14 protein-coding genes are annotated in these 15169 nt (G+C 65.2%); 1 reads left to right on the top strand and 13 read right to left on the bottom strand.

Going from position 1 to position 15169, the window contains the following annotated elements; genetic code table 11:
* Nucleotides 1-79: 79 nt before the first annotated feature.
* From rpoD to GY937_10345, 12 genes are all read right to left on the bottom strand, one after another.
* A complete protein-coding gene (gene rpoD, locus GY937_10400) occupies nt 80-1927 on the bottom strand; it encodes an RNA polymerase sigma factor RpoD (GenBank protein MCP5057120.1) in 1848 nt (615 codons plus the stop codon).
* 17 nt (nt 1928-1944) lie between these two features.
* Entirely contained in the window at nt 1945-3672 is a 1728-nt protein-coding gene (locus GY937_10395; protein MCP5057119.1) for a DNA primase, read from the bottom strand.
* Nucleotides 3673-3708: 36 nt separating this feature from the next.
* Nucleotides 3709-3906: a 30S ribosomal protein S21 gene (locus tag GY937_10390; GenBank protein MCP5057118.1), complete on the bottom strand. Its 198-nt coding sequence runs from the start codon at nt 3904-3906 to the stop codon at nt 3709-3711.
* A gap of 245 nt (nt 3907-4151) precedes the next feature.
* Nucleotides 4152-4991 carry an imidazole glycerol phosphate synthase subunit HisF gene (gene hisF / locus GY937_10385; GenBank protein MCP5057117.1) on the bottom strand — a complete coding sequence of 280 codons (840 nt, stop codon included), beginning with the start codon at nt 4989-4991 and terminating at the stop codon, nt 4152-4154.
* A complete protein-coding gene (gene hisA, locus GY937_10380) occupies nt 4982-5722 on the bottom strand; it encodes a 1-(5-phosphoribosyl)-5-[(5-phosphoribosylamino)methylideneamino]imidazole-4-carboxamide isomerase (GenBank protein ID MCP5057116.1) in 741 nt (246 codons plus the stop codon). Before hisA ends, hisF begins: the two co-directional genes overlap by 10 nt.
* 22 nt (nt 5723-5744) lie before the next feature.
* Complete coding sequence (locus GY937_10375) at nt 5745-6398, bottom strand: hypothetical protein (GenBank protein MCP5057115.1); 654 nt, start codon at nt 6396-6398, stop codon at nt 5745-5747.
* Between the two features lie 13 nt (nt 6399-6411).
* Nucleotides 6412-7062 carry an imidazole glycerol phosphate synthase subunit HisH gene (hisH, locus tag GY937_10370; protein ID MCP5057114.1) on the bottom strand — a complete coding sequence of 217 codons (651 nt, stop codon included), beginning with the start codon at nt 7060-7062 and terminating at the stop codon, nt 6412-6414.
* Between the two features lie 2 nt (nt 7063-7064).
* Nucleotides 7065-7652 (bottom strand): imidazoleglycerol-phosphate dehydratase HisB, encoded by a 588-nt coding sequence (gene hisB, locus GY937_10365; protein ID MCP5057113.1) that lies wholly within the window; start codon nt 7650-7652, stop codon nt 7065-7067.
* A gap of 2 nt (nt 7653-7654) precedes the next feature.
* Nucleotides 7655-9025 (bottom strand): histidinol dehydrogenase, encoded by a 1371-nt coding sequence (gene hisD, locus GY937_10360; GenBank protein ID MCP5057112.1) that lies wholly within the window; start codon nt 9023-9025, stop codon nt 7655-7657.
* A gap of 3 nt (nt 9026-9028) precedes the next feature.
* A complete protein-coding gene (prmC, locus tag GY937_10355) occupies nt 9029-9916 on the bottom strand; it encodes a peptide chain release factor N(5)-glutamine methyltransferase (protein ID MCP5057111.1) in 888 nt (295 codons plus the stop codon).
* Nucleotides 9913-11001, bottom strand: coding sequence for a peptide chain release factor 1 (prfA, locus tag GY937_10350; GenBank protein MCP5057110.1), 1089 nt, complete (start codon nt 10999-11001; stop codon nt 9913-9915). The genes prmC and prfA overlap by 4 nt, the downstream gene beginning before the upstream one ends.
* Nucleotides 11002-11281: 280 nt before the next feature.
* Nucleotides 11282-12064 carry an SDR family oxidoreductase gene (locus tag GY937_10345; GenBank protein MCP5057109.1) on the bottom strand — a complete coding sequence of 261 codons (783 nt, stop codon included), beginning with the start codon at nt 12062-12064 and terminating at the stop codon, nt 11282-11284.
* 45 nt (nt 12065-12109) lie between these two features.
* Here GY937_10345 and GY937_10340 point away from each other — a divergent pair, with 45 nt between their 5' ends.
* A complete protein-coding gene (locus GY937_10340; GenBank protein MCP5057108.1) occupies nt 12110-12898 on the top strand; it encodes a hypothetical protein in 789 nt (262 codons plus the stop codon).
* Here the strand turns inward: GY937_10340 and GY937_10335 are convergent.
* Nucleotides 12868-15165 carry a hypothetical protein gene (locus tag GY937_10335; GenBank protein ID MCP5057107.1) on the bottom strand — a complete coding sequence of 766 codons (2298 nt, stop codon included), beginning with the start codon at nt 15163-15165 and terminating at the stop codon, nt 12868-12870. The genes GY937_10340 and GY937_10335 overlap by 31 nt on opposite strands.
* Nucleotides 15166-15169 lie beyond the last annotated feature (4 nt).

Raw genomic sequence — 15169 nt, 5'->3', positions numbered from 1 at the left:
CTAAGTCAACAGCGGGGACGGGGTTTACAATTGACTTTTCTCCGAAAAGTCAATTGTAAACCCCGTCCCCGCTGTTGACTTAGTTGTCGATGAAGCTCTTCAGGAGGGTGCTGCGACTCGGGTGGCGAAGCTTGCGGAGGGCTTTGGCTTCGATCTGACGGATGCGCTCGCGGGTAACGGCGAAATCCTGGCCGACTTCTTCCAGGGTGTGATTCGCGCGCTCACCGATACCAAAGCGCATCTTGAGAACACGCTCTTCGCGAGGTGCGAGGGTGGCGAGGACACGGCGGGTTTGATCCGAGAGGCTCGCCTCGACGACGGCTTCGGCCGGGTTCACCGCGTTCTTGTCTTCCACGAAATCGGCGAGGTTCGAATCTTCCTCGTCCCCAACCGGGGTCTCCAGGCTGATCGGCTCCTTGGCGATCTTGAGCACCATACGCACTTTCTCGAGAGGCAGCTCCATCTTCTCGGAGAGCTCCTCGGGCGTGGGCTCTCGGCCTAGCATCTGCACGAGTTCCTTCGTCGTGCGCCCGAGTTTGTTGATCGTCTCGATCATATGCACCGGAATACGGATCGTGCGCGCCTGGTCGGCAATCGCGCGGGTGATCGCCTGACGGATCCACCAGGTGGCGTAGGTGGAGAACTTGTAACCCCTCCTCCATTCGAATTTCTCGACCGCCTTCATCAGGCCGATATTCCCCTCCTGAATCAAGTCGAGGAAGAGGAGCCCACGGTTCGAGTATTTCTTGGCAATCGACACGACGAGCCGCAGGTTCGCCTCGGTCAACTCACACTTCGCCTGACGAGTCTCCTCGAATGCATCGCTGTAGAGGTTCCGGAGCGTGCGGAACATCTCGCTCGACATCTTCGTCTCGGCCTCGAGCCGGTCGCGTTCTTCGCGGATGACCTGGAGCTTCTCGCTCACCTGGGCAAGCCGGTCGGCACCCCCGAGCTTCTCCAACGCCTCCTTGGCCTTGTTGCTGCGGCGTGTGGCCAGGGCCGCGAGATCATCGAACTCCGCCAACCTGACGCGAAGGGGGCGCACGGCGCGTGCCGCTGCCTGGTCGATCCCCTTCATCACCTCGGCCTGCTCGACCACCTGGCTCCGAAGCTCCCGGAAGCGCCTCTTCGAGAAACGCTGAGCGACCAGCAGATCGACCGCCTCCCGGAAGTACTCGTCCACCTCCGTCTGCAGGCGTTCGCGGGTCTCGTCGCTGGTTCGCGTGTTGGCGATCGCGGCTTGCCGTTTGACGATCTCGGCTTCGACCTTGCGAACCTTCGTTACGGCAGAGAGCAACAACTTCTTCCGCTCGGCAGGCGAATGCTCGGCCTCTTCGTCATCGGTGCCATCGAGTAGCGCCTTGGGCTCAATCTTTCCCCGCCGAAGATCGTCACACGCATCCAACACGATTCGCAGGCCCAGAGGCGTGCCAATCGTCGCGTACAGCAGCTTCAGTTCGCCGGCTTCAATACGCTGGGCAATCGCCACCTCTCCCGCCTTCGTGAGGAGCGAGACTTGCCCCATCTCGCGCAGATAGACTCGCACCGGATCGTGGCTGGGCGCGCTGTCCTCATTCGCCGCATAGGTCGCGTACGTCGGATTCGTCTCGCCAACCCGTTGGCCGAGCGCAGGCTTTTCGATGACGGCGACTTCATGCTCACCGAACAAGCTGATCAGTTCCTCCATCTGATCCGCGTTCAATGCTTCGGAAGGAATCGCCGCACCAAGATCATGGGAGGTGAGGAACCCCTTCTTGCGCCCCTTCGCCAGCAAGCGCAGGAAGCCACCATGGTGGCTCGCATCGGAGGCGTCGAAGCTCTCCCAACCTCCATCCTCGGGCAGTGCACCCGTAGCGTCCGCTGCACTCTTCGATTCGGTCTTCTTCCGGGCGGAGTTGGGTCGACTTCCGGGCACGCTTGAAGCCATCAGGGGTCTCCTTCAGATCACACAGCAGATTGTCGCTGTCTCCGGTTCAGCAATTCAGCATTCTTCTCGGCCAGAAGCGTGGCGTCATCCGCAAGACGACGGTTCAACTGCTCACGCTCACGCTTCTCGCGAAGCGCGTGAAGCTTGGAAAGGGAATCCGCCAACCCACGAGCAGCCGGCACTTTGTCTTCGAGATCTCCGAGCCCTTCGGCCGCGAGCTTCGAAAGGATCTGCTTGGGTTCGCCTTCCACGCGATCGAGCAGGGTATCGACACTGGCCCCGCTCGAAATCTCCCGGGCGAGTTCGCCGAGCGCAGGATCCGGCGCACATTCCACGAGATCTTCCGCCTGGGTCAGCAGCTCCGGATGGCTCAGCAAGATCTGGAGCGCCAACTCGAAGTGCCTGTGTTCGGGCCCGCGCACACGCTGGCCCGCCTGAAGGACGACCTCGCCTGTTCCTTCACCTGTCTGGAGCTTGCGTGTCGCCGCTTCGATCTCCCGCGGCTCCACGCCGGTCGCCATCGCCAGCTGACGGGTGAACTCGGCGCGTTCGACCGGATCGGGCACCAGAGCGAGGAGCGGAACGACGGCCTCCGCCGCGTCGGCACGCTCCCAGGGCGTCGAAACGCCTTCGGCCACAGCCCGCGAGATGGCAACATTCAGGGCCGGCGGCGCTTCATCGATTCGCTTCAGCAGCGCTTCGGCGCCTTCGTTCTGGAGCAGATCGTCTGGATCCTGGCCGGCAGGCAAGCCCGCGGCAGAAACACGCAGGCCCTGGGGCAACAGGATCTCGAGAGCCCGCAGCATCGCGCGCTGACCCGCATCGTCACCATCGAAGAGCAGCACCACATTGCGTGTGCGGCGCCGGAGATCCCGCGTGTGCTGCTCGGTAAGCGCAGTTCCACAGGTGGCCACCGCCTCCTCGACCCCAGCACGCGCCAACGCCACCCAATCGAAATAGCCTTCGACCACGACGACCCGGTCGTGTTTGCGGATCGGATCCAACGCAAACGGAAAGCCGTAGAATGCACGCCGTTTGTGGAAGACCGGGCTCTCCGGCGTGTTCAGGTATTTCGGCTCCTGATCCTTGCCGATTGCGCGGCCGCCGAAGCCGATGACGCGGCCCCGCGTATCCTGGATCGGAAAACTGATGCGGCCGCGCAGCATGTCGTAGTGGCCGCCGCGCTCGCGCGCCTTCAACAGACCCGCTGCCTCACCGATCTCGGCAGGGATGTCCTCATGCTGCAGCACCGTCACCACCGCATCCCATCGATCCGGTGCGTAGCCGATGCCGAAGCGTTCGGCGATCTCACCATCCAGGCCGCGCTTCGCCAGATAGGCACGCGCAGCAGCACCCTCTTCACCCATCAGCGCCCGACGGTAGAGAGCCTGGGCGGCCAGGTTGGCGGCCAGCACCGGCTCGGTCACGCTAGGCGCACCGCCGCCGGCCTCTTCCTTGATCTCGATCCCAACCTCGGCAGCCAGGCTGCGCACCGCCTCGGGGAAGGCCAGCCCCTCGTGCTTCATCAGGAAGCCGAACGCGTTGCCACCTTCGCCGCACCCGAAGCAGTGATAGCTACCACGGTCGGGAGAAACGTTGAACGAAGGCGTCTTCTCTTCGTGGAACGGACACAGGCCTTTGAAGTTGCGGCCGGCCTTCTTCAGGCTGACAACGCGACCCACCACGTCGACGATGTCGACGCGGTCTCGCACCTGCTGGATCGTGTCCTCGGGGATTCGAGCCATCTGCTCTCAGCGACTCCCCGCGGATTGGCCTGCGCGCTAGCGCACCATCCGCTTGAGCTTCTTCAGGGCTCGCTTCCGTGCCGCGGCTGCCTTCTTCTTCTTCCGAATGCTCGGCTTGTCGAAGTATTCGCGGCGGCGGAGCTCGGTCAGGATGCCTGCCTTCTCCACCGTCTTCTTGAAGCGCTTCAGCGCCACCTCAAAGGGCTCGTTGTCCTTGACCTTCACCACCGGCATGCGGCTGTGTTCTCCTGGAGATTGGATCGCGGACTCGTCACGAGACTCCCTCGAAGTGAGCTCCGATCCCCCCTGGACCGGAGCCACCCGTTTTTAGGGAGTGGCCCGAAACGCGTACACGTGTCGAGTTGCACTTGCGCGAAGACCCCCGGGCGAATGAGGTGGGGGGCAAAAAACCTCAAAGAAATCGGAGGATTGGGGCCTTCCACGCGGACAAGGGAAGCTAGCGCACAGCCCTGGGGGCATCAACGGCTACCCGCGGGGGGCCGGACGGGGATTCCGAGTTCCAGGAGGCGCGCTTTGACGCTGCCAACCGTCTGCTCCTTGAAGTGGAAGATCGAGGCGGCCAGCGCCGCCTGGGCGTGTCCCCCCTCGGGGCCATCATCCAGCGCCTCGGCCAGGCTCTCCGGAGTTCCGCCCCCGCCGGAAGCAATCACAGGAACGGAAACCGCGTCTGCGACCCCGCGGACCATTTCCAGGTCGTAGCCGCTCTTGGTCCCATCCTTGTCCATGCTCGTGAGGAGGATCTCGCCAGCGCCGGCCGTGGCCATCCGGACTGCCCAGGCCACGGCATCGATGCCCGTCGGCTTGCGGCCACCATGGGTGTAGACCTCGAAGATGGCATCCGGATCGTTCTCGCCGTGGCGGGCCTCGGCCCGGGCCCGATATGGCTCCCGGTCATCGATCCTTCGCGCGTCGATCGCCACCACCAGGTTGGCGCTGCCGATCTTGAGCGCCGCCTCCTCCACCAGTTCCGGCTCGTGAACCGCGGCAGTCATGATCGAAACCTTGTCGGCGCCGGCATTCAGCAGGTCGCGGACGTCCTGAAGGCTTCGCACGCCCCCACCCACGCAGAGCGGCATGAAGACGCTTTCGGCCGTACGCGCCACCACATCGAAGATGGTGCGCCGGCCCTCGTGGCTGGCAGTGATATCGAGGAACGTGATCTCGTCCGCTTCCTGCTCGTCGTACATACGCGCCACCTCGACCGGATCGCCCGCATCGACGTGGTCGACATATTGGACACCCTTCACGACGCGACCCTGATCCACATCGAGGCAGGGAATGATCCGCTTCAGGAGCATGCCGCTGCCTCCAGGGCATCGGCGAGATCGACCGAGCCATCGTAGAGTGCGCGCCCGACGATCACGCCAGCGACGCCTCGGGACGCAAGCGCCGCCGCTGCGCGAATGTGCTCGACGGTGCCGACACCACCGGATGCCACCACGGGAATCGAAACCTGCTCTGCGAGCGCAGCCGTCGCTTCCAGGTTGGGACCAGTGCCCATGCCATCCCGGGCGATATCGGTGTGAATCAGCGCAGCCACACCTGCATCCTCGAAGCGGCGCGCAAGGGTGACGACATCCACGTCGCTGGTCTCGAGCCAACCCTCGGCTGCGACCTGGCCTTCCTTCGCATCGACGCCCACGACGATCCGCCCGGGGAAGCGGCGCGCCGCTTCCTTCACGAGCTCCGGATCCCGGAGCGCGGCCGTGCCGAGGATGACCCGGTCGATCCCCAACTCCAGCCACTCGGAGACGCTTTCTTGTGTTCGGATGCCGCCGCCGAGTTCGATCGGCACGCCCTTCATCTCGGAGAGAATGGCGCGAACCGCATCCCGGTTGCAGGGCCGGCCTGCCTTTGCACCGTCCAGGTCCACGACATGCAGACGTTGTAGCGCGTGGGCACGAAAGCGCTGAGCCACCGCGCCGGGATCATCGTCGTAGACGGTTGCAACGTCGTAGCGGCCCTGGGAGAGCCGCACGCAGCGGCCGTCCAACACATCGATGGCAGGGATCAGCTCGAAATCAGACATGGGGGGATCTTCGTTGGGGGGTTCAGTAGCCGACGTTGGAGCCAACGGGCATGGCATTCGATACTTCGAGCGCTCCCCAGCTGAGCAGTTCCTCGGCCGTGAGCCAACGCGAGCCGCCACCGGGGTAACGTGAGGCATCGAGCACGTTGTCGGAGAGCGGACGTTGCGTCTCGTCGAAGTTGCCTGTCCAGAGCCGCGCCCCACCGGGCGCGGCGTAGAGATCGACGGCGAAGCCAACCGTGGCGGCGCGAGTCACCCCTGCAGCGCTGCCCTCACGAGCTACCAACCGCGTGAGCCGACCCACCAGCACCGCTTCGGCACCGAACTTCTCAGCCGCCACCATCGCAACCTGGCGGGCGAGAACCCGGCTCCCGGCGACGCCTGCTGCTTCGAGAGCAATCGCGACGTCGGAGGGAGCGATGACGTGAACACCTCGTGCAGCGATCGCCTCCGAGAAGCGGTTGGCAAGCAGCTCCGCGGCAACCGCGGTCTCGAGTTCTCCGGTCTTGGCTCCAACGAGCCGCTCGGAAAGAGTGAAGGGTGCGACCGCCAGGCGCGAGATCGTCCCGTGTTCTCGCAACGCCGGATGGGCCGTGCCCTTCACGGTCTGCACGCAGCCGGTAGCGGCGACGAGCAAGGCCAACGAAAGAAGGGACGTGCAGATCGTCTTCAACATGCTTGGGTCCTGTTCAACAAGAATCGATCCAACGGGCGAAGGCGTCGAGAACACGCCGTCCCGAACTCTGGCTCTTTTCTGGGTGGAATTGCACGGCGAAGGCCGAGCCTTCAGCTGCTGCAGCAGTGAACGGAAGGCCACCGTACTCGCATACGCCGACCCGGCCCTTCGCACTCGCAGCCTCAGCGCGGTAGCTGTGGACGAAATAGTAGATGTCGCGCTCGGGCAATGCTTCGAGCATCGGATGCTCGCCGGAGTAGCGCACTTCGTTCCAGCCGATGTGGGGAACGAGGAGCGGGTTGCCCTGGGCATCTCGTTCCGGGAAACGATCCACCCGCCCGCTGATCAAGCCAAGACCGGCGTTTTCACCGTGCTCGCTACTCGAGTCGAATAGCAGCTGAAGGCCGAGGCAGAGCCCCAGGTAGGGGCGACCTGATTCGATGCCTTCGCGAACGGCGTCATCCAGGCCTTTCGCCTTCAGGCTGGCCACCGCATTGGCGAATGCGCCGACCCCGGGCAACACCGCCGCATCCGCCTGGCGCAGGCCGGCCGGATCACCACACACATCGGCGCGCAGCCCGGAACGTTCCAGCGCCTTGCTGACACTGCGCAGATTTCCGGCGCCGTAGTCGATCACAGCCACGCGGGGGGCGCTGGCAGGCATGACTACAAGGCGCCCTTCACCGATGGCACGTCGTCGTGGCGTGCATCGAGTTCGAGCGCCTGACGCAAGGCACGGGCCAGCCCCTTGAAGACGGCCTCGACGATGTGGTGCGGGCTCTTGCCGTACCGGAGATCGACATGCAGATCGAGGCCCGCGTTCTGGGCCAATGCGTAGGCGAAATCCTCGGCCAACGACGCATCGAAGCTGCCGATCCGCTCGTTCTCGAGCGGCACGCGGTAGACGAGATACGCCCTGTTCGAGACGTCGAGCGACACCTCGACTTTGGCCTCGGCCATCGGAAGCACCTGGCAGCCATAACGACGGATGCCCCGAGCGTCGCCGAGAGCCTGGCGGATGGTCTGGCCCAACACGATACCGACATCCTCCACCGTGTGATGGAGATCGACCGCGAGATCACCCTTCGCTCGCAGGTGCAGATCGAAAAGCCCATGTTTCGCGAAGGATTCGAGCATGTGGTCGAAGAACGGAATGCCCGTCTCCACATCGTACTGGCCCGTGCCGTCGATTTCGAAAGCGAGACGGATATCCGTCTCCTTCGTCTTGCGTTCGATCGTTGCGTTGCGCCCCATGACTAGATCTCCATCTCCGCCTCGCGCGCGGCCTCGCGCTCGCGGCGTGCACGACGGATCTTCTGCAGGCGAAGCTCTACCGAGGCCCCATGGCCCGTGAAGCCTTCCATTTCCGCCAGCCGCATCACGTCGGCTCCGAGCTCTCGCAGCTTCGGCGGCTCGAAGCGCACGAAGGCGGTGCGCTTCAGGAAATCATCGATGCCGAGCGGCGAGAAGAAGCGCGCGGTACCACCGGTGGGCAACACGTGGTTCGGGCCCGCAAGGTAATCCCCCACGGCTACGGGCGTGTAGTGGCCAAGGAAGACCGTGCCCGCATTCTCGACCTTCTTGAGCGCATCATCCGGAGACGCCACCGCCAGCACCAGGTGTTCCGGGGCATAGCGATTCGCGACTTCGATGGATTGGTCGAGATCCTTCGTCACGATCACGAAGCCATTCGCCTTCAGTGCCGCACGAGCGATCTTTTCGCGCTCCATCCCCTTCAGCTGCTTGGCAAGCTGTTCTTGCACACGCGTCGCCACCGTCTTCAGGTGGGTCACGAGAACGGCACTCGCGCCCTCTTCGTGTTCAGCCTGGGAAATCAGATCCGCTGCCACCCAGGCGGGGGTCGCCGTCTTGTCGGCCACGACGACCACCTCGGTCGCGCCCGCTTCGCTGTCGATATCGACGTCGCCAAAGACCTGGCGCTTCGCCTCCTGAACCCATGCGTTGCCCGGCCCGACGATCTTGTCGACCTGCGGAACGCTCTCGGTGCCGAAGCAGAGAGCGGCCACTGCCTGGGCGCCACCGATCTTGAAGACGCGGTGAACACCCGCCACCTTGGCGGCCATCAAGACTTCCTTGCGAATCGTGCCATCGGCTTCCGGCGGTGTCGCCATGATGATCTCGGGTACCTCGACCACCGACGCCGGCACGGCGTTCATGATGACCGTCGAGGGGTAGCTCGCTTTGCCTCCGGGGACGTAGACGCCGACCCGCTTGAGCGAGCGCACCCGCTGGCCCATGAATCCGCCGCCTTCCTCCCGCATCTCCCAGCTGGAAGGAATGCGCTTCCTGTGGAACTCGCGCACGCGCATCGCGGCCTTGCCCAGGGCGGCGCGGTCGGCGGGATCGACGGCTTCGCAAGCCTCCTCCCACTCCTCTCGCTCGACCTCGATGGCCTCGAGATCTGCGCCGTCGAATTTCTTGGTGAGAGCGAGGACGCCGTCGTCGCCCGCCTCGCGTACCTGCGCGATGATCTTCTGGACCTGTTTACCAAGGCTCTCATCACGCTCGTCGCGGCGCCGACATAGCTTCTCGAATGCGCGCTCGAAACCCGCATCACTCGCTTGCAGCAGCTTCAGAATTCCAGTCTTGGTCGCACGGCTCGCCATTGGTCATCCCCCCGTTCGTGGTCGTCGGCCCGAGACCACGCGTGCCCGGTCCGTGAGGTCCCGGTGCACAATCACATCTTCGAAGCCGGCTTCCCGAAGCCAGCCCATCATCGTTTCCGCCTGATGCGGCGCGAGTTCGACACCGAGCCAGCCACCAGGCTGGAGCCGGCTTCCCGCCTCTTCCGCGATGCGGCGCAAGAGCTCCGTGCCCTCGGGCCCGGCGAAAAGCGCCTGCTTGGGCTCGTGCGAGAGTTCCGGCGCCAGATCCGGCGCTTCGCTCTCTGCCAGGTAGGGCGGGTTCGAGACGATCGCATCGAAGCGGCGCTCAGCGACAGGCTCGAAACCATCTCCACGACAGAATTCGATGTTCGAAACGAACTCCAGCTTTTCGGCGTTGCGGCGGGCGACTTCGAGAGCCGCCGCCGAGAGGTCAGTTGCGGTGATGCGCGCCTCGGGGCGCTCCTTCGCCAACGCCAACGCGACCGCACCCGAACCGGTTCCGAGATCGAGGATCTCGAGGGGACCCTCCGCCGTCGCCTGGATCGCGGCCTCGACGAGCGTCTCCGTCTCGGGCCGCGGCACGAGCACATCGGAGGTCACCTCGAGCGGCAATGACCAGAACTCCTTCTTCCCGAGCAGCAGAGCGACCGGCAAGCGCTCCTCGGTGCGGCGGCGCACCAGCGCGCGGTATCGGTCGCGCTCGTCGGGCGTCACCAGTTTCTCGAATTCGATGAAGAGGCGCAGGCGTTCGATTCCGAGCGCGTTCGCCAGCAGGCATTCGGCATCCAGCCGCGCTGTGTCGATGCCCGTCTCTTCGAAATAGCTCGTCGTCCAACGCAGCAACTCGAGGACGCTCCAGGTCCTCTCTCGTGTGTTGGTGGCGTTACTCATGATTCGATCTCTGCATCGAGCGCTGCTTCCGCCTGCTCCGCCAGGGCGCCCTGCACGCCGTCGAAGAGCTCGTCGAGATCGCCCTCCATGCAGCCCTCGAGCTTGTGGAGGGTGAAGCCGGCGCGATGATCCGTCACCCGGTTCTGTGGGAAATTGTACGTGCGAATCTTCTCGCTTCGCTCGCCACTACCGACCTGCGCGCGCCGCTCGGTCGCACGTTCGGATTGCTGACGGTCGAGCTCAGCCTCGAGAAGACGCGAGCGCAGCACCTTCATCGCCTTGGCCTTGTTCTTGTGCTGACTCTTCTCGTCCTGGCAGATGACCACCAGCCCGGTCGGCTCGTGGGTAATGCGCACCGCGGAATCCGTGGTGTTGACGCTCTGGCCACCCGGCCCGGAAGAGCGAAACACATCGATGCGCAAATCGGCCTGATTCACGTCGACATCGACTTCCTCGGCCTCCGGCATGATCGCCACCGTGACGGTCGAAGTGTGGATGCGACCCTGGCTCTCGGTCGACGGAACGCGCTGCACCCGATGCACGCCCTTCTCCTGCTTGAGACGACCGTAGACGCCTTTCCCCGAGACCGAGACGATGGTTTCCTTCAACCCGCCGCCCGTGCTCTCGCTCACCGAAATCGGTTCGATCTTCCAGCGACGGGCTTCGGAGTAGCGTGCGTACATCCGGAACAGATCTCCGGCAAAGAGCGCCGCCTCGTCTCCGCCCGTCCCGGCGCGCAATTCCAGGATGGCGTCCTTCTCATCGTTCGGATCCTTCGGAACGAGCAGAATGCGGATCTCGGCCTCGAGCTCGTCGCGACGCGCCTCCTGGTCGGCGAGTTCGGCCTCGGCCAGCTCGCGCAGCTCGGGGTCGTCCTCGCCCAGCATCTCTTTGGCGTCGTCGACGCCCTGTGCCGCGGCGAGCCAGGCTCGGCCCGCCTCGAGCAGCGGACGCAGATCTGCCAACTCCTTGCCCACACTTGCGAGCTCGGAAGGTTGTTTCGCGAGGGCAGGGTCAGCAAGCCGGTTGCCCAGCTCCTCACTCCTCGCCTCCGCCCGGCGAATCTGCTCGGTCCAGTCGGCCATCAGGACTCTCGAAACCCGGCCTGGGCGAGCAGCGCTCCCCGTCCAGGCTCCACGAAGAAAATCAAATACTTCGGGGGGTTACAGGAGGCCGGCGCGCTCATGAAGCCGGCCCGTGCCGCTGGAAGAGCGGCTCGGGCCAAATCCTCGGGACGAGCGAGTGCTGCGTGCGCACGACATCAGAAGGAAGCTCGCCAATCGCGGTGCATGGCGCAAGTGGTTGCCCGAAAAGAGGAATCTCGGGACCCGACAGCCGGGCCAGATGCTCCGGACGGCATGGAGCCTACTGCGCCTTGGCACTCAGCCCATCGTCGATCGGCAGCTCTGCGCCGTTTACGAAACGCGCATCGTCCGAGAGCAGGAAGACGATCACACCCGCCACGTCCGAAGCGACTCCCATACGACCGTGGGGGTAACCCGCCGCCACCAGATCGATCCCTGCTTGCGTGGAGGGCAGCGCACCCGCCGCGACAGCCGCTTCGAGCGGACCGCGCACCAACGGCGTGTTGATCGGCCCGGGGTGCACGCTGTTGACCCGGACGTTCATGCCATTCTGGGCGAACTCGAGCGCCGCAGCCTGGCCGAGCAGCCGGACCGCACCTTTGGAGGCCCCGTAGGCCGAGAAGCCAGGCTGACCGCCGAGCCCGTAGATCGAGGAGAGATTGACGATCGAAGCGCCATGCTCACCAGCGGACTCGGCCAACAGGGGCGCCAAGGCGCGCATGCCGAGAAAGGTGCCCTCCGCATTGATCGCGTTGAGCCGGCGATACTCGACCAGGGAAGTTTCGAGCAGCGGCTTCATCAGGATGACACCGGCGTTGTTGACGAGACCGTGAAGGGCGCCGAAGCGCTCCTCCACCCGCTTGCGCGCGGCGGTCCAGGCGCTCTCGGACGTGACGTCGAGCGAGAGATACTCGGCCCCGCATTCTTCGGCGACGGATGCGCCGGCCGAATCCAGATCTGCGGCCACCAGGCTTCCACCCCGTGCGACGACCAGGCGACACGTCTCCGAGCCGATCCCGCCGCCGCATCCAGTCACCAGGATCGTCTTTCCATCCAGCTGCATTCCGCCTCCTCCGCGTGAAGTTTGCTGTACCCTACTCCTCTTCCCATGTCGTACCTGCATCTGATTCCCTGGACCGTGGCCGCGGTCTTCCTGGCGGCGTTCTTCGTACTCGGGCTGGGCGGTTGGCCGGGTGAATTCGTCGGTGCCGGGGAAATGTTCTGTGAGGCCTTCCACACCTCGTGGGTCAAGCAGCCCGCGAATACGTGGTCGAACCTGGGCTTCGTCGCGGCAGGGCTGTGGATCGCAACGCGGGTCCGAAATGGCGTAGATCTTCCCGCGGTCGGCAACAACCCGTTCACCCGATCGCGCGCGATGCCCATTCTCTACGCCGCGCTGGTCGTGTTCCTCGGCCCGGGCAGTATGGCCATGCACGGCAGCGGACGGACCTGGGGCGGAACCGCGGATGTGGTTTCGATGCTCCTCTACATCGCCTTCCCGTTGGCGTACGCGGGAGCCCGCTGCTTCGGCGGAGGCGCACGCGCGTTTTGGTGGCTGTTCCTGGCGCTCGTCATGGGCCTTGCGTTGCCGCGCGCACTGGAAATCCTCCCGTGGTCGGGGAGCGCGGTCTATCTCGTCGTCATTCCAGCCTTCATCCTCTTCGAGGTGGTTGGAGCGAGACGCCGACCTGACGTGTCGCGAGATTGGCGGCCGCTCCTCTTGGCAGGCGCCTCCTTCGTGGCGGCACTCGTGATCTGGCGCCTCTCCCACACGGGCGCCCCGTTATGCGACCCGGACTCCCTCATCCAGGGCCACGCCATCTGGCACCTGCTGTGCGCGTTGACGACGGTTGGGATCTTCCTCTTCTATGCCACCGAGGACGAACCCGCGAGCTGAGCGATCAGCGGCGCCCCCGGAAGACCTGCTCGAACCAATCGCGCGGGCTGCGTCTTGGCCGAGGGCAGGTACGACGCGGTCCGGTGCCCGCCACGAACCACTCGTCGCGCCCTGGGCAATGTGCGGCGGAACGCAGGCCTGTTTCCGGATCGATCGAGATCCGCTCCAGCCCGGGCGGCGCCTCGAAGCCCCAACCCTCTTCTTCGCCTAGCACCCCGCGCAGGAAACGTGCAACGATCGGGAGTGCGGCCTGAGCCCCCGTCAAGCCGACCCGCGCGCCGTCGTCGAAGCCGACCCAGACGCCTACCACGATTTCCGGTGTGTAGGCCACGAACCAGGCGTCGCGAAAATCGTTGCTGGTGCCGGTCTTGCCGGCGACGGGCCCAGGCACGCCCAGGCGGCCCAGGGTCTTGCCTGTCCCGCGTCGGACCGAACCCAACAATGCCTCGGTCACCAGATGAACGGGTCTCGGATCGAAGGCGTCCCTTGCCGAGGATCGCAGCGCCCCGCGGGCGCGCCCGGCCTCCTCGACGGCCAGTAGTGCTCGGGGCGCATGCGCCTTCCCGCGAGCCGCGAGCACGCCGTAGGCCGCGGTGATCTCGAGTGGCGTGACTTCGAAGGCGCCGAGGGACAGGCTCGGGATCGGACGAAGGGGGCTCTCGATTCCGACCCGGCGTGCGGTATCCGCCACATGCACGAGCCCCACTTCCATGCCAAGGCGGGCGAAAGGCACGTTCAGCGAATCTTCGAGCGCGGTGCGCAGACGGACCGCGCCGCGGTAGCCGCCCGCTGTGGTTCGAAGGCTCCCATGCCTCGCCCTCCACTCCCAGCTGCAGCGGAGCATCTTCCAGCACGGTGCCAAGGGTGAAGCCCGGCGCGCCGCGTTCGTTCAAGGTGAATGCGGCCAACGCCACGATGGGCTTGAAGACGCTACCCGGCTGGCGACGCGCTCCGCTCACCCGGTCGAAGCCGCCGGGCACCTGCCGACGCCCCCCGACCCAGCCCAGCACGTCGCCGCTATGGGGATCCATGGCGACCAGCGCTGCCTGGAGCGGGCTCTTCTTCCGCTTCAGCAACGGATACCCCTTCTCGAGACGCGCAAGACCCACACTCACCGCCGCCTTCGCCTCGTGCTGGAAATGGGGGTCGAGGGTCGAGAAGATGCGCAGCCCCGCTTCTCCGAGCTCGTCCACGTCTGTCTCCCGAGCCAGCTCATGACGCACCCTGGCAGTGAAGCCGGGGGCCGAAGCCCGCGAACTCCGGCGACGATGAACGACGACCGGTGTCTGCCGTGCCTCGTGATGCACGGATTCGCCGATGCGACCATGCGCGAGCATCGCATCCAACACCTGGTCGCGGCGGGCGCGGGCACGGTCGGGATGCCGATCCGGCGCCAGGGCGCTGGGTGCGCGCACCATGCCTGCGAGTAGCGCCGACTCTGCGAGGGAAATCTCCGTCGCGTCCTTCGCGTACCAGAAGCGGGCGGCAGGGCCGACACCGTGAATCGCGCGGCCACCCGCCTGGCCGAGATAGATCTCGTTCAGGTAGGCCTCGAGGATCTCTCTCTTCGAGTATCGGAACTCCAGCCAGACAGCGATTCCCACCTCGCGAAACTTGCGTGCCCAGGTGCGGGCGGGCGAGAGCCAGACGTTCTTGACCAACTGCTGGGTCAGCGTGCTTCCGCCCTCGACGATGCGGCGCTCCTTCGCGTTCTCGAGGGCTGCGCCTGCGACGCGCACCGGATCGACACCCGGATGTACGAAGAAACGCCGATCCTCAGCGACCAGCACGGCGTCGATCAAGTGCTGGGGGAGATCTTCCAATGCCAGCAACTCACGAGGCGCTGCATCGGGGCCCCCGAGGACCGCAAGACGCAATGGCTCCAGGAAGAGGGAGTCCCGCATCTCGCCGTCCGGCCCCGTGATGCTCTCGATCCGCGTGCCCTTCATCTTCAGCACATGCGCGCCACCGGGTTCGCTGCCATCCGGATAGTCGAAGGGGCGCAGGCCGATCGTCCAACGAACCTGCGTTCGATGGTAGGTGCCGACGGCGGGGTTCGAGGCATCCGAGACGGCCCGATAGTGCGTCCGCTCCAGATGCGTCTCGAGATCCTTGGGATCGACCCGCGCACCCGGAACCAGGACCCACGGGCGGCTGTACAAGAGCGAGGCGCGCGGTAGGCGCTGGGCCAACGTCGGGCCCGGCAGCCAGGGCAACGCCGCCGCGACTGCGAGCAACAACAGGGCGAGCAGGATCAAGCGCCGCACGCGG

This window comes from bacterium (assembly GCA_024228115.1).
GTDB lineage: Bacteria > Myxococcota_A > UBA9160 > UBA9160 > UBA6930.
Note: the sequence above shows the minus strand (reverse complement) of the source record. Positions and strands in the feature narration are given on the sequence as shown.